This is a genomic window from Alcanivorax sp. IL3 (assembly GCF_047495465.1).
Lineage (GTDB): Bacteria > Pseudomonadota > Gammaproteobacteria > Pseudomonadales > Alcanivoracaceae > Alcanivorax > Alcanivorax jadensis.
In genome coordinates this window covers 974399-999936 of the sequence record NZ_CP179931.1, presented here as the reverse complement: position 1 = coordinate 999936, position 25538 = coordinate 974399, and the positions used below count along the sequence as shown (strand labels likewise).

Annotated in this window: 23 protein-coding genes and 3 pseudogenes; 13 read left to right on the top strand and 13 right to left on the bottom strand. The window is 59.0% G+C overall.

Annotated features, from left to right (window positions below; genetic code table 11):
- Positions 1-141 precede the first annotated feature (141 nt).
- The 4 genes from ACMG4M_RS04740 to ACMG4M_RS04725 form a co-directional block, all read right to left on the bottom strand.
- Positions 142-1431 carry an OmpP1/FadL family transporter gene (locus ACMG4M_RS04740; RefSeq protein WP_414430791.1) on the bottom strand — a complete coding sequence of 430 codons (1290 nt, stop codon included), beginning with the start codon at positions 1429-1431 and terminating at the stop codon, positions 142-144.
- A 188-nt stretch (positions 1432-1619) separates the two neighbouring features.
- The gene (locus ACMG4M_RS04735) at positions 1620-2765 is read right to left on the bottom strand and encodes an acyl-CoA dehydrogenase family protein (protein ID WP_339841618.1); all 1146 of its coding nucleotides are present in this window, start codon (positions 2763-2765) and stop codon (positions 1620-1622) included.
- A gap of 158 nt (positions 2766-2923) precedes the next feature.
- Positions 2924-4006, bottom strand: a complete 1083-nt coding sequence (gene zapE / locus ACMG4M_RS04730; protein ID WP_035248061.1) for a cell division protein ZapE — start codon at positions 4004-4006, stop codon at positions 2924-2926.
- 64 nt (positions 4007-4070) lie between these two features.
- Positions 4071-4706: an alpha/beta hydrolase gene (locus tag ACMG4M_RS04725; RefSeq protein ID WP_272961590.1), complete on the bottom strand. Its 636-nt coding sequence runs from the start codon at positions 4704-4706 to the stop codon at positions 4071-4073.
- 435 nt (positions 4707-5141) lie between these two features.
- Here ACMG4M_RS04725 and ACMG4M_RS04720 point away from each other — a divergent pair, with 435 nt between their 5' ends.
- A complete protein-coding gene (locus ACMG4M_RS04720) occupies positions 5142-5672 on the top strand; it encodes a YhcB family protein (protein WP_035248065.1) in 531 nt (176 codons plus the stop codon).
- Between the two features lie 293 nt (positions 5673-5965).
- Here the strand turns inward: ACMG4M_RS04720 and ACMG4M_RS04715 are convergent, their stop codons facing one another.
- Together ACMG4M_RS04715 and ACMG4M_RS04710 are read right to left on the bottom strand one after the other, a co-directional pair.
- Positions 5966-6838: a diacylglycerol/lipid kinase family protein gene (locus tag ACMG4M_RS04715; protein WP_035248066.1), complete on the bottom strand. Its 873-nt coding sequence runs from the start codon at positions 6836-6838 to the stop codon at positions 5966-5968.
- A gap of 28 nt (positions 6839-6866) precedes the next feature.
- Positions 6867-7621, bottom strand: a pseudogene (locus ACMG4M_RS04710) (Nif3-like dinuclear metal center hexameric protein).
- Between the two features lie 123 nt (positions 7622-7744).
- Here ACMG4M_RS04710 and ACMG4M_RS04705 point away from each other — a divergent pair.
- Positions 7745-8857 (top strand): S1C family serine protease, encoded by a 1113-nt coding sequence (locus ACMG4M_RS04705; protein ID WP_035248071.1) that lies wholly within the window; start codon positions 7745-7747, stop codon positions 8855-8857.
- Positions 8858-9032: 175 nt separating this feature from the next.
- Here the strand turns inward: ACMG4M_RS04705 and ACMG4M_RS04700 are convergent, their stop codons facing one another.
- The 7 genes and pseudogenes from ACMG4M_RS04700 to ACMG4M_RS04670 all read right to left on the bottom strand — a co-directional run bounded on the left by ACMG4M_RS04700 (position 9033) and on the right by ACMG4M_RS04670 (position 16745).
- Positions 9033-10595: a DUF4139 domain-containing protein gene (locus tag ACMG4M_RS04700; RefSeq protein ID WP_414430790.1), complete on the bottom strand. Its 1563-nt coding sequence runs from the start codon at positions 10593-10595 to the stop codon at positions 9033-9035.
- Positions 10596-10989: 394 nt separating this feature from the next.
- Positions 10990-12078, bottom strand: a complete 1089-nt coding sequence (gene hisC / locus ACMG4M_RS04695; RefSeq protein ID WP_035248074.1) for a histidinol-phosphate transaminase — start codon at positions 12076-12078, stop codon at positions 10990-10992.
- 198 nt (positions 12079-12276) lie between these two features.
- Positions 12277-13576 (bottom strand): annotated as a pseudogene (gene hisD, locus ACMG4M_RS04690) (histidinol dehydrogenase).
- A 179-nt stretch (positions 13577-13755) separates the two neighbouring features.
- A pseudogene (gene hisG, locus ACMG4M_RS04685) lies at positions 13756-14399 on the bottom strand (ATP phosphoribosyltransferase).
- Between the two features lie 18 nt (positions 14400-14417).
- Complete coding sequence (gene murA, locus ACMG4M_RS04680) at positions 14418-15680, bottom strand: UDP-N-acetylglucosamine 1-carboxyvinyltransferase (protein ID WP_035248081.1); 1263 nt, start codon at positions 15678-15680, stop codon at positions 14418-14420.
- A gap of 40 nt (positions 15681-15720) precedes the next feature.
- Positions 15721-15975: a BolA family protein gene (locus tag ACMG4M_RS04675; RefSeq protein WP_035248083.1), complete on the bottom strand. Its 255-nt coding sequence runs from the start codon at positions 15973-15975 to the stop codon at positions 15721-15723.
- 125 nt (positions 15976-16100) lie between these two features.
- Positions 16101-16745: a phospholipid-binding protein MlaC gene (locus tag ACMG4M_RS04670; RefSeq protein ID WP_035248084.1), complete on the bottom strand. Its 645-nt coding sequence runs from the start codon at positions 16743-16745 to the stop codon at positions 16101-16103.
- Between the two features lie 183 nt (positions 16746-16928).
- Between ACMG4M_RS04670 and ACMG4M_RS04665 the strand changes: the two genes are divergently transcribed.
- From ACMG4M_RS04665 to mgtE, 11 genes are all read left to right on the top strand, one after another.
- Complete coding sequence (locus tag ACMG4M_RS04665; protein WP_035248086.1) at positions 16929-17897, top strand: KpsF/GutQ family sugar-phosphate isomerase; 969 nt, start codon at positions 16929-16931, stop codon at positions 17895-17897.
- Positions 17898-18401, top strand: coding sequence for a KdsC family phosphatase (locus ACMG4M_RS04660; RefSeq protein ID WP_035248088.1), 504 nt, complete (start codon positions 17898-17900; stop codon positions 18399-18401).
- Entirely contained in the window at positions 18398-18955 is a 558-nt protein-coding gene (lptC, locus tag ACMG4M_RS04655) for an LPS export ABC transporter periplasmic protein LptC (RefSeq protein ID WP_035248090.1), read from the top strand. The genes ACMG4M_RS04660 and lptC overlap by 4 nt, the downstream gene beginning before the upstream one ends.
- On the top strand, positions 18939-19496 hold the full coding sequence (gene lptA / locus ACMG4M_RS04650; protein WP_052042806.1) for a lipopolysaccharide transport periplasmic protein LptA: 558 nt from the start codon (positions 18939-18941) through the stop codon (positions 19494-19496). Before lptC ends, lptA begins: the two co-directional genes overlap by 17 nt.
- Positions 19493-20218 carry an LPS export ABC transporter ATP-binding protein gene (gene lptB / locus ACMG4M_RS04645; protein WP_035248092.1) on the top strand — a complete coding sequence of 242 codons (726 nt, stop codon included), beginning with the start codon at positions 19493-19495 and terminating at the stop codon, positions 20216-20218. Before lptA ends, lptB begins: the two co-directional genes overlap by 4 nt.
- Positions 20219-20481: 263 nt before the next feature.
- Positions 20482-21948: an RNA polymerase factor sigma-54 gene (locus ACMG4M_RS04640; RefSeq protein ID WP_035248093.1), complete on the top strand. Its 1467-nt coding sequence runs from the start codon at positions 20482-20484 to the stop codon at positions 21946-21948.
- A 39-nt stretch (positions 21949-21987) separates the two neighbouring features.
- Positions 21988-22290: a ribosome hibernation-promoting factor, HPF/YfiA family gene (gene hpf, locus ACMG4M_RS04635; protein ID WP_035248094.1), complete on the top strand. Its 303-nt coding sequence runs from the start codon at positions 21988-21990 to the stop codon at positions 22288-22290.
- Between the two features lie 16 nt (positions 22291-22306).
- Complete coding sequence (gene ptsN, locus ACMG4M_RS04630; RefSeq protein ID WP_414430789.1) at positions 22307-22780, top strand: PTS IIA-like nitrogen regulatory protein PtsN; 474 nt, start codon at positions 22307-22309, stop codon at positions 22778-22780.
- Between the two features lie 97 nt (positions 22781-22877).
- Positions 22878-23729, top strand: coding sequence for an RNase adapter RapZ (gene rapZ / locus ACMG4M_RS04625; RefSeq protein WP_035248096.1), 852 nt, complete (start codon positions 22878-22880; stop codon positions 23727-23729).
- 14 nt (positions 23730-23743) lie between these two features.
- The gene (locus ACMG4M_RS04620) at positions 23744-24013 is read left to right on the top strand and encodes an HPr family phosphocarrier protein (RefSeq protein ID WP_035248097.1); all 270 of its coding nucleotides are present in this window, start codon (positions 23744-23746) and stop codon (positions 24011-24013) included.
- Positions 24014-24125: 112 nt separating this feature from the next.
- A complete protein-coding gene (gene mgtE / locus ACMG4M_RS04615) occupies positions 24126-25490 on the top strand; it encodes a magnesium transporter (RefSeq protein WP_035248098.1) in 1365 nt (454 codons plus the stop codon).
- Positions 25491-25538 lie beyond the last annotated feature (48 nt).

Here is a 25538-nt window from a genome sequence, read left to right as displayed (position 1 = left end):
GGAATTCAAACATGGAGGATTACGCCTGCGGCTAATTCACCCTACATTGTCGGGAAGGTTTTACCGCCCTTACCCGAGTGCATAGCAAACATAAAAAAGGCCCTGCAAGCAGGGCCTTTTTTGCTGGAACGTAGCAAGGGATTAGAAGCGGTAGCTAAGCTGCGCGCCAATCACATCCGCATCCAGTTCATAGGTACCTTTCAACTGAGCGCCTTTATCCGCTCGGTTGATATCCGCATCTTCCACAAAGATATGCGCATAACCCACGTCGATGGTCATGTTCTCCACCGGGGTGAAACCAGCGCCCAGAGTCAGCCAAACGCGGTCGGAATCCGGAGAGATCGCCGAGCGATTATCAGTGCCCTGAGTGGATTCTTCCTTCGCCACACCGGCACGCAGCACGGTAGTTTCATTCATGGCATGACGGACGCCAAGGGAGTAGCGCACGGTGTTTTCCCAGTCGAAATTTTCGGTCGGGTTGAACGCAAGCTGATCGCTCTCTACCTCCAACTTGTCCAGGCTGCTCCACTCCATCCATTCAACACCCATCAGGATCTGAGTGCGATCAGAGAGGTCACCCGCATAAGACAGTTGCAACGATGCCGGCAGATCAATGGAAGCCTCGCCTTCATAGGTTCCAGCCGCGACAACTGGCGCACCTGCCTGGAAATTGGTCAAGTTAGCACCGAGCTGACTGAAAGTGATATCGCCTTCCACGTCATATTCAATTTTGGAACGATAGGCGACACCAAAGTGGTTATTGTCATCCGGGCTGTAAGTCAGCCCAAGATTCCAGCCGTAGCTATCATCATCACCTTCAAGACGAGTCGCGGCGTTGCGAATATCCGCATCCAGTCGCTGGTAACTCAGGCCCAGCCCTACACTCAGAGAGTCAGTCAGCTGAACACCAAGTGACGGATTAATATTATACGTTCTAAGGTCTGATTCTGTTGAGTACAAGTCCCCAGCAGTAATGGGGCCCAGAGGCGTCAGATAACTATTACCCCAGTTTTTCTCGTACTCGATTTTGGTTCCAAACGGCGCATTCACGCCCAAACCGAAAGTCATCATGTCGCTGAGCGGGACAGCCAGGAAAAGACTACCAACGAAAGGCTCCACGTCTTCGAAATCACCAGGTCCAACGCCTGACTGGGGAATCAAACCTGCAAAGCTGCCGTCATTATCAGCTTCGAACGTCGTATCGACCCACACCTGATGAGCTGCAGCAGAAAGCTCTGCCTGCTTCAGCCCTGCCAGGGTAGCCGGGTTGTACCATTGATTAGAGGCGTTCTCGCTCAGCACACCGGCACCGGCATACGCGGTACCCATAGCAGACACGGATTGATAGGACACGGAAAAACCACTTGCCGCCGCGTGCCCGACAACCAGGCTCAATGCGGAACCGACAAGAACGGCACCTGTTTTTTTCATGATTTCTCTCCCTCTTCCTCGCAAAGTAGTGCTGTCATAATGATTAAAAGATCAGCAGTCCACTTATACACAAAAGGCCGCGACTCTAGCAAGGAACGACGCTTTCTCAGCCTTTCTCATTAGAACAGAGACAAACAAAAAAAGGGCAGCGAATGCTGCCCTTTTCATTTGCGATCATGCCGCTGGTTTCAGTCAGCCAGAACGGCCTTGGCAATGATGCCCTTCATGATTTCATTGGTGCCACCATAAATACGTTGTACGCGGGAATCGGCAAACATGCGCGCCACCGGATACTCCCACATATAGCCGTAACCACCATGCAACTGCACGCACTCATCGATCACTTCGCACTGCAAATCGGTGATGTAATATTTGGCCGCCGCAGCGGTGGGGATATCCAGTTCTTTTTTCAGGTGCAGCTCCAGGCAGCGATCCACGTAGGCACGGGCCACTTCCAGCTTGGTGTGCATTTCGGCAATCTTGAACTGGGTGTTCTGGAAGGCGGCAACCGGCTTGCCAAACGCTTTGCGCTCTTTCACATAATTGATGGTGTGTTCCAGAGCGGATTCCGCCATGGCCAGACCACCGATGGCAATCCCCAGACGCTCCTGCGGCAGTTCCTGCATCAGGTAGACAAAGCCCATGCCTTCTTCGCCAAGCAGATTCTCCGCCGGCACTTTCACGTCCTGGAAGAACAGCTCGGAGGTGTCCTGGGCTTTCATGCCCACTTTCTTCAGGTTGGTGCCCTTCTCAAAGCCTTCAGAGTCGGTTTCTACCACAAACAGGCTGATGCCCTTGGCACCTTTGGCCGGATCGGTTTTCGCCACGACGATCACGATATCCGCATTCTGGCCGTTGGTAATAAAAGTTTTGGAACCGTTGAGGATGTAGTGATCGCCCTCTTTCACGGCAGACGTCTTCACGCCCTGCAGATCTGAACCGGCACCCGGTTCGGTCATGGCGATGGCACCAATCATTTCACCGGTCACCATTTTCGGCAGGTATTTCTGCTTCAGGGCTTCGGAGCCATTGTGCTCGATGTAGGGGGCCACGATTTCCGTATGCAGGCCCCAACCGATACCGGTCAGGCCCAGGCGGGACACTTCCTCACCAATCACCACGCTGTAGAGAAAGTCGGCACCGATACCGCCGTACTCTTCTTCGACCATGGGGCACAGGAAGCCCTGCTCACCCGCCTTCAGCCAGACGTCTTTCGGCACAACACCGGTCTGCTCCCATTCCTCATGATGCGGTACAGCCTCGTTTTCGAGGAATTTGCGCACGGTATCGCGGAAGGTTTCATGGTCGGAACTGAACAACGTACGGGGAATCATCATGCTCTCCGGTATCAGGTTATCAGGGGTGGCCCCGATACCGGGCTCGGCCGGGGCAAAGAATGCCACATTCTGTGCACTTAGCCTGCCAGCGGGCAATGACCGAAATGTTCACCGCTGGGCAGCGATGACAATTCCGGCCAATGACGAAAACGGTCTCAGGCCCGGTGCTCGAGGCCCAGATATTCGGAGGACTGCATTTCCTGAAGGCGGGAGCGGGTTCGCTCGAATTCGAAATCCAGACGGCCACCGGCATAGATGTCTTCGATGGGCACTTCTGCGGTAATCACCAGCTTCACGGCCCGATCGTAGAACTCATCCACCAGATTGATAAAACGCCGGGCCATATCATCCTTACCGGCCCCCATCTGCTCCACATTGGAGACCAGCACGGTATGAAACTCCCGCGCTACTTCAATGTAGTCGGTCTGGCTGCGCGGCCCATCACACAGAGCCTTGAATTCAAACCAGACCACGTCATCAGCACACATGACCGAGGAGATCTTGCGCCCCTCGATCAGCACATTGCCGTGGTCACGGTGGCGGGAATGATCCGGCTCCAGGGTATGAAACCGTTCGCGGAGAAACGCATCAGCAGCCTTGCCCAGCGGACAATGGTACAACTCGGCCTGCTCCAGTAGCCGCAGACGGTAGTCATTGCCGCCGTCCACGTTGAGCACCTTGGTGTATTCCTTGAGCAGCTCGATGGCCGGCAGGAAGCGCGCCCGTTGCAGGCCATCCTTGTAGAGGCCATCAGGCTCGATGTTGGACGTCGCCACCAGGGTCACGCCATTGGCAAACAACTCACCCATCAGCCCGGCCAGGATCATGGCATCGGTGATGTCAGTGACGAAGAACTCATCAAAACACAGCACCCGGGCCTGACTGGCAAATTTCCGGGCGATGCTGACCAGCGGATTCTTTTCCCCCTGGCGCTCACGCATTTCCCGATGCACCTTCTGCATGAAACGGTGAAAGTGCATGCGGCGTTTTTCCTTGAACGGCAACGCCTGGAAGAACACGTCCATCAGGTAGGTCTTGCCGCGGCCGACGCCACCCCACATGTACAGCCCCGTGAGGGTACGGGGCTTGCGGAAACGTGACAGAAAGCCCCCACCGACGGGCTCTGCCAGCAACCGGTGATAGAGCTCATCCAGCTCTGCCACCGCCCTTTCCTGGGCGGGGTCCTGGAAGAAATCTTCGCGCTGAAGGTCGGCTTTATACTGCTCAAGAGGCGTCATGGGTCTCGGGGCCTGCTGCTCGGACGGGGCAATGTAGCGTCGCCAAAGGGGACTGACAAGGTTGTCAGCCAGGCAAATGGCTGGCGGCGGCCTGCTTCAGCTCTACCAGCTTGCCATGGAAGAAGTGGCCGCAATCCGGGAAACGGATTAAATCCGGCGCCAACGGCGTCGCTTCTGCCCAGCGAAACACCTGCTCCGCCGGGACCACTTCATCATCGTCCCCCTGGACCACAGTCACCGGGCAACCGGTCTGCTCGATATCATCAAAGGGATAATGGTGTACCGGCGGCGCTACCAGCAACAGCTCCCGGGCAGGCATACCGTTGGCCTTGAGTATTTCCGCCCCGCGGGCGGCCACGAAGCTGCCGAAGGAAAAACCGGCAAGCCACAGGGGCAGATCCGGCCAGGTATGAGTCAGCCAACTGTGTATCGCCAGCAGATCTTCGGTTTCGCCGATGCCGTCGCTATAGGCCCCCTGGCTTTCGCCGACGCCGCGGAAGTTGAAACGCACCACCACCGCGCCCTGGTCCCGGGCCAGGCGACTCAGGCTGGTCACCACCTTGTTGTCCATGGTGCCACCAAACAGGGGGTGCGGGTGGCAGACAATGGCGACAAATGAGGGCGTGTCACTACCCTGTTCCACCACGGCCTCAAGATTGCCCGCCGGCCCGGAGAGACTTTGCCGCTGTTGTGCTGCCATATTTCACCTCTCTCGCATTTCTTGCCCTGCCGACCAGCTGCTGCACCCGGACGCAAAACCTTACGCCGCATCAAGGACTTCAAGAGTATCAACAGTCTCTTACACCTTGGAGCCTATTCATGGCCTCTTCACAACCGCGCCGGAGTCAATTTTGTTGCCAGCTCGTGATGGCGATTTTGTAGTGTAGTCATTCTACATGAACAAGCGCCATCGCGGGCTGGCGGCAAAAGGGGCCCGGCCCTTCGGGTTGCCGCTAAAAATGGCCCCATGCTGTGTTATGAACCTTGAACTTGACCCGTCAGGCCCTGCGGTTCATGCCTTGCCTGGGACCATTTTTAGCGGCAACGCGGTTGTGAAGATACCCTGAATAGGCTCTAACCCTTGGCGACTGCCCGGCACTGTGCTGGAATAGCTGGAATTCAGAAGGAGTATGCCATGGATATGCTGACAACTGGGGTGCTGTGCTTCGCCGCCGGCGTGGTAGTGGGCGCAGGATTACTGTTCTGGTTGTTACCGGCACGGCGTCAGGCCGGCCAGTTGATCCGTGATCGCGATGAGGCCCGCCAGGCCCTCAATCATTATCGTGATCAGGTGGATGACCATTTCCTGCACACCGCAGAGCTGGTCAACGATATGACGCAGGCCTATCGCTCTGTCCACGAACATCTTTCCAAGGGCGCTCAGGCACTGTGCTCCGAAGTGGGTCGCAAACGGGCGGTGGCGAAATCCCTGGATTCCGCCCCGCAAAAAGGCAGCGATGAACCGGTGGCGCCGCCGCTGGACTATGCCCCCAGCGCCAAGGGCGGCACCCTCGCCGAGGATTTCGGCCTGCAACAGAAAGCCACCGGGCCTTTCACACCGGTGGATGTGGCAGACAGCCCGGTACCTGACAACATCGTCGAGCCGCCACGTGATTATGCGGAAGGCTGTGACGAACAGGGTTGCCCGCCGGAAGAGAAGAAATGAGAGGAAACTGAAGCGCAACAGGCGTCATGCAACCGCCTTACCGCGTCAACCGGTTCCTGTTTTGCATTTGTCGCCGAATAAAAAAAGCCCGCTTTCGCGGGCTTTTTTATTTCCTGGCCGAGTGGCCTGACAGTTCCGCTTTTACTTCTCGTGGCCCTGTAGTCAGGCCTAGTAGTAACGGCCCAACACTCCCGGGACCTTTCCCGGCTGCAATTATCCGGCAGGGAATGAACCATCACAGATTTCGATGGCGATCCTGGGAGCCGGGTTATTCAAAGACGCCTTGCCATGAATTACTGGAACGTATCCGCCACCCGCATGGGTACCGGCTCATCTTCCATCACAATCTCCGCCGGCAGTTGGCCGGCCGGGTCGCCATCGGCCTGGATCGGCTCATCGGCGCCCTCACAGCGGATCTCCACCCGCTGGGCCCGTAGGCTGGCAACGCCGTCGACCCGCTCCATACGCCCCAGCAACAGCGCAGCCAGGCAACGCAGCAAGAAACTGACTCCCGGCTTCTGGAACAACAGCACCTGTACCTGGGGCCGCAGAATGTTGGCTTCCCGGCTGAGCACAAAGCTGCCGCCGTAATGGCGACCATTGGTGACAATGGCGGAGAAACAGTCCAGCGGACGGCCATCCACCATGACCCGGTAATGACGCTGACCGTAACGGCGGATCTGCGCGAGCATGGACTGCACATAGGCCAGTTTGCCGAAGCGCTCCTTCACCGCCAGATTCACCCCGTTCACCACCCAGGCGTCATAGCCGATGCCACACATCATGATAAAGCGCCGGCCGTTGAGCCGGGCCGGCGTCACCGGCACATTCTTGCCATTGACCACGATCTGAGCCGCCAGCTCCGGCGTTCTGGGCAACTGCAGCTCTTTTGCCAGCACATTGGCGGTACCAGTGGCAAAGACGCCCAGGGCCACACCGGGAGCCAGACCATTGAGGACTTCGTTGGTGGTGCCGTCACCGCCCACCGCCACCACACAGTCGCCCTGATCTTCCAGGCCCTGCAGGTACTCGGTGGCATCACCCGGCCCACGGGTGTGGTAAAGGCGCACCCGGGCGCCCTGTTTTTCCAGTTCGGCCACAAAGCGGCAAAGCAGCTTCTCCCGACCACCACCGGCGGTCGGGTTATATACAACAGTAATCTTCATGGGATCAGGGTGTTCCTCAGAACCTGTTTCAGGCCGGATTATCGATATCGATAAAGATATGTTCCACACCGAACCGCTCATTGAGCCATTGCCCCAGGGCCTGGACCCCGTAGCGTTCGGTGGCATGATGACCACAGGCGAAATAATGCATGCCGGTTTCCCGGGCAAAGTGGGTGGTGGGTTCGGAAATCTCACCACTCAGATAGGCGTCCACACCCCGGGTCTGGGCCTTGTCGATAAAGCCCTGGGCACCGCCGGTGCACCAGCCGATGGTTTCTATTTCGTCGCCCGGATCCCCCACATGCAGCGGGGTCCGACCCAGCACCGCTTCCGCGTGGGCGGCGAACTCCGCCGCAGACATGGGGCTGTCCAGCCGCCCCACATTGCCGATGGGGCGCGGCGAATCGTCCAGCCCCCTTCCACACTGAAACCCAGACGCCGGGCGAGCTGGGCGTTATTACCCAGAGTCGGGTGCGCATCCAGAGGAAGATGATAGGCAAACAGGTTGATATCGTGACGTAACAGAGTCTGCAGGCGCTGCTTTTTCATGCCCCGCACCCGCTGGTTTTCGCCCTTCCAGAAGTAGCCATGGTGGACCAGGATGGCATCCGCGTCTTCCACGATTGCTGCATCGATCAAGGCCTGGCAGGCGGTAACCCCGCTGACCACCCGCCGGATCTGCTCGCGGCCTTCCACCTGCAATCCATTGGGACAGTAATCCTGAAAGTGATCCGCAGCCAGCTCCTGGTCGAGCAAGGTCAGCATGTAATCGCGCTTGAGCATGACACCTACCGGGCAATGATCTGATAATATTGCGCGCAGTTTACCTATCCAGACCCGCGCTTGTCTCGTTCGCACCCCGTCTCGTCGGCTGCGCAAGGCAATAGCACGGGCCAAAGCGAGCGCATGGGGGCATTGTCGGTGATCAGAGCCTTTCGTTTTTTTGCCGGACCGATCCTGGCGGGCCTGGCCGTGGGCCTGGCTGTGCTGTGGTGGTACGAGTGGGGCCCCAATGCCCGACCCGGTCGCTATGACAGCGGCACCGCCAGCTATGCCGGCGCGGTCAACCACGCCGCCCCGGCGGTGGTCAATATCTTCACGACCCAGATTCTCGCCAGCGAGGATGTGCCGGAAGACCCCCTATTCAACCGCTTCATGGAAGAACCCCGCCGGGAACGGGCACTGAACAGCCTGGGCTCCGGGGTAATCGTGGACGACAAAGGCTACATCCTCACCAGTTATCACGTAATCCGCGATGCGGACGAAATCCTGGTAGCCCTGCGCGATGGTCGCGACGCCCCGGCACGGGTAGTCGGCACTGACCCGGAAACCGATCTGGCCCTGCTCCATGTGGCGCTGGAGGACCTGCCGGAAGTGGAACTCAATGGCAACGGCCCGGTGCAGGTAGGTGATGTGGTGCTGGCCATCGGCAACCCGCTAGGCGTGGGCCAGACCGTCTCCATGGGCATTGTCAGCGCCACCGGGCGCAGCCATCTGGGCATTGCCACCTTCGAAAACTTCATCCAGACCGACGCGGCCATCAACCGGGGCAACTCCGGCGGCGCCCTGATTGATACCCGCGGCCATCTGATCGGCATCAACACCGCTATTCTCTCGGCGGATGGCAGCTGGCAGGGCATCGGCTTCGCCACCCCGGCCTCCATTGCCCGGGAAGTGATGCGCGACCTGATCGACCATGGCCGGGTAATTCGCGGTTACCTGGGCGTCACCGTGCAGGATATTACACCATCCCTGGCCGAAACTTTCGGCATGGATCAGGTCCGTGGCGGCGTGATCACCGAAGTGGTCATCGACAGCCCCGCCCACAAGGGCGGCCTGCAACCCGGCGATGTGCTGGTGGGCATCAACGACATCGCCATGGCCGACGGCTACGAAGCCATGAACCGCATCGCCGGCATGAAACCGGACGAGAAAGTCAGCCTCAACATCGTCCGCAATCGCCAGCCCCTGACCGTGGATGTGGTCATTGGTACACGGCCGCCGGCGGAAACGGAATGAGGGTTAATTGATAGTTGATAATGGATAATTGATAACGTCGCGAGCCTGTCTCGCGGTTATACTGAAAGCAAAGAGGCCGCGTCCAATTACTTGAGCGCGGCCTCTTTGCTTTCAGATTATTCCTGCGCTTGATCGCGCAGTTATCAATTATCCATTATCAACTATCAATTGCCTTTCAAAGCCCTTCCACCCCACTCAAACTCTCCCCCGCCGGATAACGAATCTCGAAGCCCTGCTTGAAGCTTTCCTCTCCGCCGGCGGGCAGGGTGAATTGCCAGCGTTGCAGGCCCTTCACATCATCCACATCGCGGTCATCGGCGGGCTTGCCTTTGGCAGTGACGGTAATGTCATCGTTGCCGGCCACCGGCAAACGGTCCAGCAGGTTTACCGTGATCGACTTGTCGTAGTGGGAGGTGAGAGTAATGTTCTTCAGGGCCGACAGAGTGCTTTCCTTGCTGATCAGGCCGGTCTCGCCTTCCCGGGAAGGCTCGCGGACCACATCGATCTGCAGGCGCGGGTCATCACCGAAGCTCATTTTTATCTGCTCGCCCTGCTTGATGCTCTCGCTGCGGTGATAACGGGTCAGGCGCTGACCATCGCGCAGCAAAGTGACGCTGCCCGCCAGCCAGGGCAGCGGGCTGGTGTTCTTCCACTCCCCAACCAGCAACACCGCAGGCTGCTGCCAAAGATAGCTTTCCCGGCTCAGCGTCACCGGCAGTTCTGCCTGCTGATAGGGTACCCGAGCACTGGCGTCGCCACTGGCCAGGGACAGCGGCGCCGAGAGCGGCACGCGCATATCGAAACCGTGCGCAACAGGAGGCGCCATCGGCATGCTGTTGCCGCTCGCCATGTCCGCCTCATAGGCAGCAGGCTCGGCCATTACCGCTCGCAATGATTGCTTGCGCATTTCCGGCTGTGGCGTTGCCAGACGTACGATCCAGGGCTGCGGGTCCGGCAAGTGGCGGTAGCCGGCGGGCACCAGCCCCAGGGTAGCGCTGACATTCTGCCAATCTTCACCGGTGCGGTTATGAATCAGGGCAATACCGGTTACCGCCACGGTTTCACTACCGCTATTCATATCCACGCGCAGCTGGTTCTGCCAGCCGGCCTGTCCGGTAAAATACTGCAACTGAACCCGCGCAGTGGAAGGCTTGGCCGTGCTGACGGTGAGAACCAGCTCGCGACTGCGCGTCTGCCCCTGACCCAGTTGCTGGCGCTCTTGGCGCAGGGCATCCAGTGTCTGCTGCTGATCGTGACGCGTCACCGCCCGCTGATTGATGGCCGTCTGACGTTTTTCCACCGCCTTGCCGATGGATTCCCAGGCGCTGGACCACTTTTCCACTGGCACCTGGGCAAACACTGCCTGCCCCTGGGGAGCCTGCCCCATCAGGGATTGCAGATGATTGATCTGCTGCTGATCCAGGCCATCAGCCGCCTTGGCAGCAGCCATGGAATGCTCCAGCTCGCGGATGGCTGTATCCAGCTCGGCGCGACGGGCTGATACATCGGCTTTATTGATGGCAAATCCCTGGCGCATACCCAGCAACTGAGCCCCTTCCACTGCCACCTGCAAGCTGTCCAGATCCAGCTCCGGCAAGCCGCTGACCAGCAATTGGTGTTCACCGGCAGACAGAGGCTGGCTGAGAGCGCGAGTCAGGTGGGCCTGGGCGGGAAACAGCACCGCATCGGTCACCGGGGCGGCAACAGTGAAATCGGCGGCAAAAAGAGGGGCCGGCAACAGCGCGCAGGCAAGCAGTAAGGTTTTTTCATTATCGGGGCCTTTCCGTTGGGCGATACCTGTTAGTACCGCAGGGATGCGGAAAGGTTCAAGCGGGGACGCTTGCGGCGCTGGTTGGCGCGATCTCTCTCCTTGTGTAGCAAAAGATTTTTTTACCACAGAGGACACAGAGCTCACTGAGAAAAAGATAAACCCGGGCGGCCCGCGCAGGGTGCACTGAGCCTAAGGCGAACTGGACCCTACGCATTCTGCAATGGATGTTTTATCAACGGCAGAATCGCGCCGCCAGCGACGTTCCTACACGAAAGGCTTTCACCACAGGATACCGAGCCAGCCTTTTTCTCTGTGTGCTCGGCGCCCTCTGTGGTGAAAAAAGATTTTTCCGCAGCGGGAATCAGAGCAGCGTGTCCAGCGCCTCGATCAACGCCTGATTCTGCTCTACCGTACCAACAGTAATTCGCAGGTAATCAGCAATGCGCTCGGGTTTACCGAAGTGACGCACGATGATGCCCTGCTCTCGCAGGCCCTGAGCCAGGGAGGAACCACTGTGTTGCGGGTGAAAGGTGAACAGGAAGTTTGCCGCTGACGGCAGACTCTCGAAGCCCCGTGCCGCCAGTTTTTCATTGAGCCAATCCCGCTGACTGATTACCAGCTCACAGCCCTGTGCGAACCATTCCTGGTCCTCAAACGCCGCAGCGCCAGCGGCAATGGCCAGCTGGTCCAGCGGATAGGAATTGAAGCTGTCCTTGATGCGGTTGAGGCCATCGATCAGTGCTTCATCGCCCACCGCCAGACCGATGCGCAAACCGGCCAGGGAACGAGACTTGGACAGGGTCTGGGTGACCAGCAGGTTCGGGTAGCGATTGACCAGGCTAATGGCCGTGTCGCCGCCGAAATCAATATAAGCCTCATCAATCACCACCAATGACTCGGTATTGGCTTGCAGCAGACGCTCAATCTCACTCAGTGGTAACAACCTGCCGGTGGGGGCGTTGGGATTGGGGAAAATAATCCCGCCGTTGGGACGCGGCTTTTCTTCATCAAGATAGTCACCGACATCAATGGCCAGCTCGGCATTGAGCGGTACGGCCTGATAGTCGATCTGATAAAGCCCGCAGTACACTTTATAAAAGCTGTAGGTGATATCCGGAAAAAGGAGCGGTTCATCCTGTTTGAAAAAGCCCATGAACAGATGCGCCAGCACTTCATCGGAACCGTTGCCGACAAATACCTGGGAGCGTTTGATGTCATGGCCTTTACCGGAATAGTAATCGGCAATGGCCTGCTTGAGCTGGCTGCTGTCCGGGTCCGGGTACAAGCGCAGTCGCTCGTCCGCCCCCGCACGAATCACCTCGATCACCTTGGGCGAAGGGCCCAGCGGGTGCTCGTTGGTGTTCAGTTTCACCAACCTCTCCATCTTCGGCTGCTCGCCGGGGACGTAGGGTTCCAGGTGGTGAACGAAATCGCTCCAGTATTTGCTCATAGACCTTCAGCCAAAAGATTTTTTACCACAGAGGGCACAGAGTTCATTGAGGAAGAGACAGCTCGTTTCCTATCGCGATCATAGAAGGCCCACGTAGGGTGCCGTTCGCTACGCTCAGTACACCCACACCACAGACTCTTCCCGACTTCAGACAAGAGCACTGTTTTTTTACTCTGTGGCCTCTGTGGTGAAAACTATTTATTTCTTGATCCGATACTCGGCACTGCGCGCGTGGGCGGTGAGGCTTTCGCCGCGGGCCAGCGGTGAGGCGATTTTCGCCAGTTCACTGGCACCCTCCGGGGAGCAGCCGATCAGCGAGCTGCGCTTCTGGAAATCATAGACACCCAGGGGTGAAGAAAACCGTGCCGTCGCACTGGTGGGCAACACGTGGTTGGGGCCCGCGCAGTAATCACCCAGGGCTTCCGGAGTATGACGACCCAGGAAGATGGCGCCGGCATGACGAATCTGCTTTGCCCACTGTTCCGCGTCGTCGATGGACAACTCCAGGTGCTCGGAGGCGATGGTATTGGCCAGGGCGATGGCCTGCTGCAGATCCTGCACCTGAATCATGGCCCCGCGGTTTTTCATGGACGTGCGGATGATGGTTTCCCGCTCCAGGGTCACCGCCAGTTTTTCCATGGACTCGGCCACCTGCTGCAGGAAGTCGCCATCGGGGCTGACCAGAATGGCCTGGGCTTCCTCGTCATGCTCTGCCTGGGAAAACAGATCCATGGCGATCCAGTCCGGGTCGGTCTTGCCGTCGCATACCACCAGAATTTCCGACGGGCCGGCGATCATGTCGATGCCCACCTTGCCGAACACCTGACGCTTGGCTTCCGCCACATAGATGTTGCCGGGTCCCACTGATCTTGTCCACGGCAGGGACGGTGTCGCTGCCATAGGCCAGTGCTGCCACCGCCTGGGCACCGCCAAGGGTGAACAGCTTGTCCACCCCGGCAATGGCCGCCGCCGCCAGCACCATGTCATTGATTTCACCATCAGGGGCCGGAGACACCATGATGATTTCACCGACGCCGGCCACCTTGGCCGGCAGGGCATTCATCAGCACCGAGCTGGGATAGGCGGCCTTGCCGCCGGGCACGTAAATACCGGCCCGGTCCAGCGGGGTGACTTGCTGGCCCAGCAGGGTGCCGTCGGTTTCCCGGTACTGCCAGGAATCCTGCTTCTGCTTTTCATGATAGCGACGCACCCGTTCGGCGGCCGCTTCCAGCGCCTGGCGCTGTTCGGCGGGAATACGATCCAGTGCCGCCTGCAATTGATCATGCCCCACCACCAGCTCATCCATGCCGGCCACGTCACGGCGGTCAAAGCGGTTGGTGTATTCCACCAGCGCCGCATCGCCGCGTTTGGCCACATCACGAAGAATACCGCGCACCCGATCCGCCACTTCCTCGTCCCGCTCTTCGGACCAGGCGGTAAGGGCGGCCAGCTTGGCATCGAAATCCGCGTCTTGGGCGTTAAGCCAGGTGGTTTCCATGGTTGGCACCGTTGTCAAAGTCACAATCTGTTTTTTACCACAGAGGGCACAGAGTTCAGTGAAAGGAAGGCGGGTCTTTTTCTATCACAGAGATCAACAAAGCCTCTCGCTCAAAAGCACACCGAACCGGTAAGTTTTTTTTACTCTGTATGCTCTGTGACCTCTGTGGTGAAAAGCCTTTAACCGGCCTTACGGGCCTCCACCGCCTCGGCCAGCTGATCCAGGATGCCCTGAATGTCCCCGTGGCGGGTTTTCATGCTGGCGCGGTTGACGATCACCCGGGTGGAAATATGGGCGATCAGCTCTGTGGGCTCCAGACCATTGGCGCGCAGGGTGTTGCCAGTGTCCACGATGTCCACGATACGGTCGGCCAGACCCACCAGCGGCGCCAGCTCCATGGCACCGTAAAGCTTGATCACTTCTGCCTGTTTGCCCTGCTGGGCGTAGTAGGCCTTGGCCACGTTGACGAATTTGGTGGCCACGCGCAGGCGTCCCCCGCATCCGGGGCATCCTTCACCGCCGCTACCATCAATTTGCAACGAGCGATATTCAGATCCAGGGGTTCGAACACGCCGTCGCCGCCATGCTCCATGAGCACATCCTTGCCGGCCACACCGATATCCGCCGCACCGTGCTGCACATAGGGGGGCACATCGGTGGCGCGAATAATGATGATTTTCACATCATCGCGGGTAGTATCGAAGATCAGCTTGCGTGACGCTTCCGGATCTTCCAGCAGTTCAATGCCCGCCGCTTTCAGCAGCGGCAGGGTTTCCTTGAGGATGCGCCCTTTGGACAGGGCGATGGTCAACGGCTTGGTCATTACGACGCTCTTTCCCGATCAGCGCGGGACGCGGCGAATCACCGCACCCAGCGATTGCAGTTTCTCTTCAATACACTCATAGCCGCGATCGATGTGATAGATACGGTCTACCGTGGTTTCCCCTTGCGCCGCCAGCGCCGCGATCACCAGGGAGGCGGAGGCGCGCAGGTCGGTGGCCATCACCGGCGCACCGGTAAGCTGCTCCACACCGCGACAAATAGCGGTATTGCCCTGCACTTCGATATCGGCGCCCATGCGGTTCATTTCCTGCACATGCATGAAGCGGTTTTCAAAGACCGTTTCCACAATGGTGCCGGTGCCCTCGGCGATCAGGTTCAGGGCCATGAACTGAGCCTGCATGTCCGTGGGCATGGCCGGGTACGGCGCGGTCCGCAGCGAGATGGCCTTGGGCCGACGACCCTCCATGTCCAGCTCGATCCAGTCGTCACCGGTGGTAATTTTTGCGCCGGCTTCTTCCAGCTTTTGCAGCACCGCATCGAGAATGCCTGGCACGGTGTCCTTGGTCTTGATACGGCCACCGGTGATAGCAGCGGCAATCAGGTAGGTACCGGTTTCGATACGGTCGGCGATCACTTCATGATGACCGCCGTGAAGACTCTCCACCCCTTCAATAGTGATGGTGTCGGTACCGGCGCCACTGACCTTGCCACCCATGGTGTTGATGAAGTCAGCCAGATCCACCACTTCCGGTTCGCGGGCCGCGTTTTCCAGGTAGGTGGTGCCTTCCGCCAGCGCCGCCGCCATCATCAGGTTTTCGGTACCAGTCACGGTCACCGTATCCATGACAATGCGAGCCCCCTTGAGACGGCCCTCCACAGAGGCGTGCACATAACCGTTGGCCACTTCGATGGTGGCGCCCATGGCCTCCAGCCCGCGCAGGTGAATATCCACCGGCCGCGAGCCAATGGCACAACCACCGGGCAGCGACACTGAGGCCCTGCCAAAATGAGCCACCATGGGGCCCAGTACCAGGATGGACGCACGCATGGTCTTCACCAGCTCGTAGGGAGCGGTGAGTTCCTTGATGGTGGTAGCGTTTACTTCCACGTTCATGCGGTCGTCGATCACCACGTGGACGCCCATGCGACCCAGCAGCTCGATCAGGGTGGTGACATCCTGCAGATGCGGCAGGTTGCCCACGGTGACCGGCTCGTCGGCCAGCAGGGTGGCGGCCAGGATCGGCAGTGCTGCGTTCTTGGCGCCGGAAATACGGATTTCGCCGTCCAGACGCCGACCGCCGGTGATGATCAATTTATCCATGAACTGTCTCTAGGCTTGTCAGAAGGCCGGGCGCAATGCCTCAGCCGATACCCATTTTCTGGGCTTTTTCCCACTCGGCCGGGGTATAGGTAATGATCTGCACCGCGTGGATAGTATTGCTCTGGATCTGCTCGTTGATGGTCGCGTACACCAGCTGCTGCTTCTTCACCGGCATCAGGCCGTCAAAGGCGGTAGATATCACGCGAATCTGGAACCGGTCGCCGCCGCCTTCCACCGCCACGTCGGCATCATCAAAACCGGCTTCGACCAGCGCTTTTACCTCTTCCGGATTCATGTTCGCTCCTCATCGGGGCCGACAGCGGCCCGAACAGCAAGGAGCGGGACAGACCCGCTCCTCGGTAAAAACGGCAATAATACGCGAGCCGGCGCCCCCTTGCCACGGCGGCGGCGGCCGAACAATCAGCTCTTCTGGTCTTCACCCTCGATGCCGGCGTCGATCTTGGCGTCCGCGGACCAGTTGTCGATCACCTTGTCGATGTCGTTGTACTGCTGCATACCCTGGGCGAACTGGCTCTGGAAGGTATCGCGCAAATCCAGACCGTTGACGTAGACATTGATCACCCGCCACTGATCATCACGCTGGAACAGGGTGTAATAGATCGGCACGGTCTTGCCGGAGTTGGTTTTCACCTCCATGCGCACCCGTGCATAGTCGCCCTTGCGGTCCCCTTCCTGCATGGGCAGGGTGGTAATCTTCTGACCTTCATAAAGGGTGATGCCGGAGGCATAGGTGTTGATCAGGCTGTTCTTGAACACATCCAGAAAGCGGTACTTCTGCTCCTTGCTGGACGGTCCGAAGTAATCGCCCATCACCATGCGGGTGATACGCTTGAAATCCACAAGGTCGCCCAGCTCCTCGCGCACCAGTTCCCTGGCCCGGTCCGGGTTCGTTTCCAGTTGCTCCCGCTCCGCTTCAATGCGGGATGTCATGCGCTCCACCGCTTCCATCACCACTTGCCGCGGATCATTTTCCGCCGCCGCCAAAGAGGCCATGGCGGTAAGCACCATCGCCAGCCAGATCCGGATCACACGCTGCAAATGCATAGAAAACTCCCTGTTAATGTCCGGCGGTTTTACGGTTTTATACCGCTGATGTCCAGTAACACACTGAACCGCATCTGCTTTATTGGAGTCCCAAGATGTCACAACGGTTCCAAATGAAACAGAATTCGGGTCAACGTGGCCTGCCCAGCAATGTATAATCGGCCCCGACCAGAGGAGAGATGAATGAGTCACAACCACATCGGCGTGGGCCGACGGGTTCTGGACATCGAAGCCAGAGCCGTGGACGCCCTGAAAGACAGCCTGGATGACAGCTTCTCCGCCGCCTGCGACCTGATGCTTGGCGCCCGTGGCCGGGTAATTGTTACCGGCATGGGCAAAAGTGGCCATGTGGGCAGCAAACTGGCCGCCACCCTGGCCAGCACCGGCACCCCCGCTTTCTTTGTTCACCCGGGTGAAGCCTCCCACGGCGACCTGGGCATGATCACCACCGATGACGTGGTGCTGGCCCTGTCCAATTCCGGCGAAACCGCCGAAGTGCTGGCCATTTTGCCGGTGATAAAGCGCAAGGGCACCGCCCTGATCGGCATGACCGGTCGTCCGCAATCCGCGCTGGCGCAACTCTCCGACGTACACCTGACCGTGGCAGTCAACGAAGAGGCCTGCCCGCACAATCTGGCGCCCACCTCCTCCACCACGGCGGCTCTCGCCATGGGCGATGCCCTGGCCATCGCGCTGCTGGAAGCACGCGGTTTCACCCCTGAAGACTTCGCCATGAGCCACCCCGGTGGCAGCCTGGGCCGCCGCCTGCTGCTCAAGGTGGACGATATCATGCATGCTGGCGAGCGCCTGCCGGTGGTTGCCTCGGGCACTCCGCTCAGCGAAGCCCTGCTGGAAATGACCCGCAAAGGGCTGGGCATGACCGCCATCGCCCGGGACGACGGCACCCTGGCCGGCATCTTTACGGATGGCGATCTGCGCCGCATGCTGGATCGGGATATCGACATTCGCAAGGCCACCATCGATGAGGTCATGGTGGCTCAGCCGATCACCATCGAACCCGGCCACCTGGCCGCCGAGGCCCTGCAGATCATGGAAACCCGCAAGATCAATGGCCTGATGGTCTGCGACAAGGACCACAAGCCTCTTGGTGCCTTCAACATGCAGGACCTACTGCGCGCGGGGGTGGTGTAAATGCCCATGCAACTGTCGTCCATTGATACACAGAACCTGCGCCTGATGGCCTTCGACGTGGACGGGGTGATGACCGACGGGCGCATCTACTTCAGCCCGGAAGGCGAAGCCATCAAGGTCTTCAACACCCTGGACGGCCACGGCCTGAAAAAACTGGCCGCCAGCGGCGTCACCCTGGCCATCATCACCGGTCGCAACACGCCCATGGTGGCCAAACGCGCCGCCGACCTGGGCATCGCTCATGTGATACAGGGCCGCGAAGACAAGGGGGTGGCCCTGGCCGATCTGGCGCAACAGCTAGGCATCGCCGCCAGCGAGACCGGCTATGCCGGCGATGACGAACCCGACGTGAGCGCCCTGGACTGGGCCCAGCTCAGTTTTGCCCCGGCCAATGCCCATGACTGCGCCAAGGCAGCTGCCGACCACATTACCGAACGGCGCGGCGGCGAAGGCGCGGTTCGCGAAATCTGCGACGCCATCCTCGCGCAACGGAGCCCAGCATGAAGCGCCAGGGCTTGCTCAGCGCCACCGGCATCCTGATGCTGGGGCTGGTCATGCTGATGACCCTGCACGAGTGGGATGACTCCCTGCCGGGCCAGGAGGATGCCATCCTCACCGCGCCAGCCATCGTCGCCAAGGACATTACAGCACGCGCCTTTAGTGAAGATGACGGCCGTCTCCAGTACTATCTCACCGCCGAGACTCTGACCCAGTACGACCACAACCCGCTCACGGAAATGCAGCAACCTGAGCTGGAAATGGCCAACGACAAAGGCAGCTGGACCATTGTCAGCGAGCAGGGCGTGGTGCAGGAAAATGGCGACCTGATTGTTTTCTCCGGCGACGTGACAGCCAGCAATCAGCAACAGAAAATCACCCTGGATACCCAGGAGCTGCGCTTTCTCAGCGAGACCAACATCGCCAGCTCTCCCGGGGATGTTGACATAGAATTTGAATCCGGCAAGACCCGCGCGGGTGCGCTGGAGGCCGATCTCGACAAGGGCATACTGACCCTTGAAAAAGGAGTAAAGAGTGAGTTTGATGCGCCGGCTTCTTAGAACCTGCACCATCGCCCTGGCTGCGGCCCTGCCGGTGAGCACAGTGGCCGCCCCACCGCAAATGCCAGTTTCCGTCACCGCCGACTCGGGGCGTTTCGAACAGGACGCCGGCAGCGGGCTTTATCGCGGCAATGTGGAACTGATACAGGGCAAGCGGAAACTGTTTGCAGACGAAATGCGCCTGTTTACCCGCAATGGCGAACTGATCCGCGTGGAAGCGTCCGGCACCCCGGTGCGCATGGAAGAAGGTGAGGACCTGCAGGCCCACGCCAACAACCTGGTCTACGATATTCGCCAACGCACCCTGGTACTTACCGGCGACGCTTACATTGAACACCTGGGCAACACCTTCGAAGGCGCCAAGGTGGAGTACAGCCTGGATTCCAAGCGGGTTGACGCCAGCAGCGAAGGCGACAAGCGTGTGCGACTGGTGATCCCTGCCGAAAATCAGACGCCCAAGGAAGACACTCCTGCGGACAACAATACAAACGAAGAGGCGCCCGTAGAGCCCTCCTCCGAGGCGGAGCCAAACACCCTATGAGCCATTTACGTGCCCACCACCTGGCAAAAAGCTACAAGGGTCGCCGAGTCATCGAGGATGTCTCCCTGGACGTGGAGGCCGGCCAGATCGTCGGCCTGCTCGGCCCCAATGGCGCCGGCAAGACCACCTGCTTCTACATGATTGTCGGCCTGGTGGAAGCGGACGCCGGGCGAATCGACATCAACGAGGCGGATATCACCCATCTGCCCATGCATGGCCGCGCCCAGCGCGGCATCGGCTATCTGCCACAAGAAGCCAGCATCTTCCGCCGCCTGACCGTGGAAGAAAACATCATGGCGATCCTGGAAACCCGCAAGGAGCTCAGCAAGGCGGATCGCCACGAGCGCATGGAGAGCCTGCTCAAGGAATTCCATATCACCCATATCCGTGATTCCCTGGGCATGAGCCTGTCCGGCGGTGAACGACGTCGGGCAGAAATCGCCCGCGGTCTGGCCACCGACCCGGATTTCATCCTGCTGGATGAACCCTTCGCCGGCGTGGACCCGATTTCCGTGAACGACATCAAGGGCATCATCCGCCACCTGAAAGAGCGCGGCATCGGCGTGCTGATCACCGATCACAACGTGCGCGAAACCCTGGATATCTGTGACACCGCCTATATTGTCAGCGCCGGGCACATTATCGCCTCCGGCGACGCCGACACCATTCTCGGTAACCAGCAGGTGCGGGATGTGTACCTGGGGGCCGATTTCAGGCTGTAAACAAATTGACAGTTGATAGTGGACAGTTGACAGCTACGCGATAAAGGCACTTGGTTCTGAAGCCCTTTGAGGGCCGCGCCCAAACTTTAAACGCAGCCTCAGACATTGCAGATAAAGACAGGATTCCCCGCGACGCTGTCAACTGTCCACTATCAACTGTCAACTTTGCTCTCTAGCACACAACCATCATTGGCACAAATATTGCTTGCCTTATGCATAGGCTGTTATTCTCGTGTTTTGGGGATGACATCAGCCTGAGCAGTATGAAGCCAAGCCTACAACTACAAATCGGCCAGCAGCTGACCATGACACCGCAGCTGCAGCAGGCCATTCGCCTCTTGCAGCTATCCACGCTGGACTTGCGTCAGGAGATTCAGCAGGCAGTGGAAAGCAATCCGTTGCTGGAGCTGGCTGATGATTTCGGTGACGAATCCCTGCCTGACGCTGACGAAGAACGTCAGGACGAACAGGAGCTGGATACCGAGCGTGACGACGCTCTGGAAGAGTTCGTGGACGACGAACCCGGCATCGAAACGGAATGGGACGATGTCTATTCCGGCCAGACCAGCAGTGCCTCCAGCGCCCTCCCCGACGATGCCGACGACTGGCAACAACGCCATAGCATTGCCGGCAATCTTCAGGACCACCTGCTCTGGCAACTGAATCTGACCCCCATGAGCGATGTAGACCGCATTATCGCCATGACCATCATCGAGTCCCTGGACGATCGCGGCTACCTGACCGTCACCGTGGACGAGATCGTAGCGATGATGAACGCCCAGGATGACCTGCTCACCGAAGGCGACGAACTGGAAGCCGATGAAGTACTGGCAGTTCAGCACCGCCTGCAGCAATTCGATCCGGTAGGGGTCGCCAGCCTGGATCTGGCCGACTGCCTGCGGGTGCAGTTGCGCCAACTCCCCACAGACACTCCCTTTCTGGACTATGCCCTGGCCCTGCTGGGGCATCTCGCGCTGCTGGAAAAGCACGACTACGCCGCCCTGCGCCGGGTACTGCAGATCAGCGAAGAAAACCTGCTCGACGCGCTCTCGCTGCTGCGCACCCTGGACCCGGCACCCGGCGAACAGATCGGTGAAAGCCAGGTGGATTACGCGGTGCCGGACGTGATTGTGCGCCAGCACCAGGGACGCTGGCAGGTCAGCCTGAATGAGGAAGTGCTGCCCAAGGTCAACCTGCAGCAGCAGTACGCCTCCATGGCCCGCAAGGCCGGTGGCGAGGATGGTCAGTACCTGCGCAACTGCGTGCAGGAGGCCAAGTGGTTCATCAAGAGCCTGCAAAGCCGCCACGACACCCTGCTGAAGGTGGCCACCCGCATCGTTGAAGTTCAACAAGACTTCTTTGACTATGGCGAGGAGGCAATGAAACCGCTGGTTCTGGCCGAGATTGCTGATGCCGTCGAGATGCACGAATCGACCATCAGTCGGGTCACCAACCAGAAATACATGATGACACCCCGCGGCGTCTTTGAGCTCAAGTATTTCTTCTCCAGCCACGTGGGAACAGACGGCGGCGGTGAGTGTTCCTCCACCGCTATTCGTGCCATTATTAAGAAGCTGGTCGCTGCCGAGAATCCCCGCAAGCCGCTTAGCGACAACAAGCTGGCTAGCTTGTTGAACGAGCAGGGGATCAACGTGGCGCGCCGGACAGTCGCCAAGTATCGTGAGGCGATGAGAATACCGTCATCCAGCGCCCGCAAGCGTTTGGTGTAGGCGCCGGGACGGCCCAACGAGCAGGTAAAGGAGTCAGCCATGCAAATTAATATCAGCGGTCATCACCTGGAAATTACCGATGCTTTGCGAGCCTACGTAGGAGACAAATTCTCCCGTCTTGAACGGCATTTCGACCAGATTACCAGTGTCCAGGTGATTCTTTCTCCGGAACCCAAAACCCACAAGGCAGAATCCACCATCCATATTTCCGGGGCCGACGTCTTCGCCACCGCTGAAGCAGTGGACATGTACGCTGCCATCGACAAGCTGACGGACAAGCTCGACCGCCAGATCCTCAAACACAAGGAAAAGGCTGTCAGCCACAAGCACGGCGGCCACTGAACCCAAAGCGACAATTATGCGAGTTCGCGAACTACTCACCGAAGCACGCACCCATAGCGAGGTGCAGGCCAGCAGCAAGAAACAGCTGCTGGACCAGGTTGCGCAGCTGGCCGCGGCCGGCTGCGACAGCCTCAACGAACAGGAGGTCTTCGATGCCTTGGTAGCCCGGGAAAAGCTGGGCTCCACGGGCATCGGTGAAGGCATCGCCATTCCTCACTGCCGTCTTGGTCACTGCCAGCAACCCATCGGGCTGCTGCTGAAACTGTCTACCCCCATCGATTTCGACGCCGTTGACGGTCGTCCGGTAGATCTGGTTTTTGTGCTGCTGGTTCCCCAGGAAAACCCTGAACAGCACCTGAAAACCCTCAGCCACCTGGCTTCCCTGTTCAACCACGACGATTACCGTGACGAACTGCGATTGAGCAAGAACGATCATCACCTTTATCACACCGCCGTGGAATCCGAAGCGGAGCTGCGACTGGCATCATGAAGGAACGCAACACGCTTTCAGGCATCACCCGGGATATCCCCTCGTCTATCAATTTTGCGTGTCAACGTGCGGCAAATAGCATGCAAGCGGTGCAACCATGAAACTCACCATCATCAGCGGCCGATCCGGCTCGGGGAAAACCACCGCCCTGCAAGCCATGGAAGACCAGAACTACTACTGCGTCGACAATCTGCCGGTGGGCATGCTCCCGACACTGGCGGAGCAGCTTGATCAGGGTGAGCTACCCATAGAACGAGCGGCAGTAGGCATTGATGCCCGCAACCTGCCCACCCAGTTGCTGGCCTTTGATGCCATCCTTGATGCACTACACCAGCAGCAGGTAAAGACCGAAATTATTTACCTGGATGCGGACGACAGCACTCTGCTGAAGCGCTTCAGCGCCACCCGGCGGCGTCACCCGCTGGGCGCCCAGCAGGGCTCCGTGGAGGCAGCCATTCAGCATGAGCGGGAATTGCTCTCCAATATCCGCCTGCGTGCCGACCTGGTGATCGACACCAGCAACTATGACGTTCACAGCCTGCGCAACCTGATGCGCGAGCGGGTAGCCAATCGCAGCGCGGCCCTGTCCCTGCAACTGGAATCCTTCGGGTTCAAGAACGGCTTGCCCAACGATGCCGATCTGGTGTTTGACGTGCGAGTACTGCCCAACCCGCACTGGCGGGCCGACCTGCGGCCCTTTACCGGCCGCGATGACGCCATCATCGATTTCCTCCAGCAGCACCAGGCCAGCCACGACATGCTTGATGACATTCATCATTTCGTAAAACGCTGGCTGCCGGCGTTTGCTGACAGCGATCGCAGCTATGTGACGGTCGCCATCGGCTGCACCGGTGGCCGCCATCGTTCGGTATTCATTACCGAGCAACTGGCAAAACGGCTACGCAATGAGGGCACCACCCTTCAGGTCCGCCACCGCGAACTGGATTAGGCTTCCACCACTCAATGATCGAAAAGCAACTGGATATCATCAACAAGCTTGGCCTGCATGCCCGTGCTGCCGCCAAGGTGGTCAGCGTGGCCTCACGCTATGAAAGCCGCATTCACGTCATTCACAACGGCAACCCCATCGACGCCAAAAGCATCATGGGGTTGTTGATGCTTGGCGCCGCCAAGGGCACCAGCGTTACCTTTCAGGTTGACGGCAACGATGAAACCGCCGCCATGGAAGAACTCACCGATCTGTTCGGCCGCCGCTTTGACGAAGAAGAATGAAAAAACAGTTGATAGTTGATAGTTGACAGTTAACAGTTAGGGGCTCGCTCGCGGCCAGCCTGTTTTTAGCTGTCCACTGTCAACTATCACCTGTCAACTGCCTGTCCTATTTATGCCCGCCGATACCAGCCGTAGCCAACAGCACCACAAAATCATCAACCGCGCCTTGTCCAGCGGCACCTATACCCAGGTCCGTCAGCTGTTCAATAATCTGCCCGGTGCTGAGGCGGCGCATTTGCTGGAATCGTTCCCTCCCCGGGAACGGGAAATTCTCTGGCAACTGCTGAGCAAGGATCAGGAAAGCGAGGTCCTCCAGTATCTGGGCGAGGAAGTGCGGGTTGAGCTGCTGCGCAATCTGAGCACCGACGAGCTGGTCTCGCTGGTGGAAGAGCTGGACACCGATGACCTGGCCGACCTCCTGCAGGAATTGCCGGACCACGTTACCAGCCAGGTCATGGCCAGCCTGGATGAACAGAATCGCGACCGGCTGGAACAGGTAATGAGTTACCCGGAGGATACTGCCGGGGGCCTGATGAACACGGATGTGATTACCATCCGCCCGGAAATCACCTTCGAGGTCGTACAGCGCTATCTGCGTCGGCGGGGTGAAATTCCCCGTACCACCGATAACCTGGCCGTGGTCAATCGCCGCAACCAGTTTATCGGGCTGCTGCCGCTGACCAAGGTCCTGATCAGCGACCCCGGCACCACCGTGCGGGAGGCCATGATCACCGACGCCGAATCCATCCCTGCCACCTTGCCCGCTCATGAAGTCGCCAAGATCTTCGAACGTCAGGATCTGGTAACCGCACCGGTGGTGGACGAAGACGGCATGCTGGTCGGCCGGATTACCATTGATGACGTGGTCGACGTGATTATCGAGGAAGCCGACCACTCGCTGATGAGTATGGCCGGTCTGGATGAAGACGAGGACACCTTCGGTTCCGTTTGGCAGACCGCTCGCCGCCGGGCTGTCTGGCTGGGGATCAACCTGCTGACCGCCCTGGCCGCCTCCGCCGTCATCGGGCTGTTCGAAGCCACCCTGGAAAAAGTGGTGGCGCTGGCCATCCTCATGCCTATCGTTGCCAGCATGGGCGGCATCGCTGGCAGCCAGACCCTGACCCTGGTGATCCGCGCTATGGCACTGGGGCAGATCCAGTCGAGCAATACGCGCTATCTGCTGGTCAAGGAACTATCCGTGGGGGCATTGAATGGCGTGCTGTGGGCCACGGTGATTGGCATTACCGCTGCGCTATGGTTCGACGACCCCAGTATCGGCATGGTCATCGCCACCGCCATGATCATCAACCTGATCATGGCCGCCTGTGCGGGCGCCATGCTGCCCATGATCATGAAAAAGATGGGCATCGACCCGGCCCTGGCCGGCTCCGTGGTGCTCACCACCATCACCGATATTGTCGGCTTCTTTGCCTTCCTGGGCCTGGCCACCGTGCTTTACGCACATTTGCTGGTCTGACTGTTGCGTTCACCCATAAAAAAGGCGCCATTGATTGGCGCCTTTTTT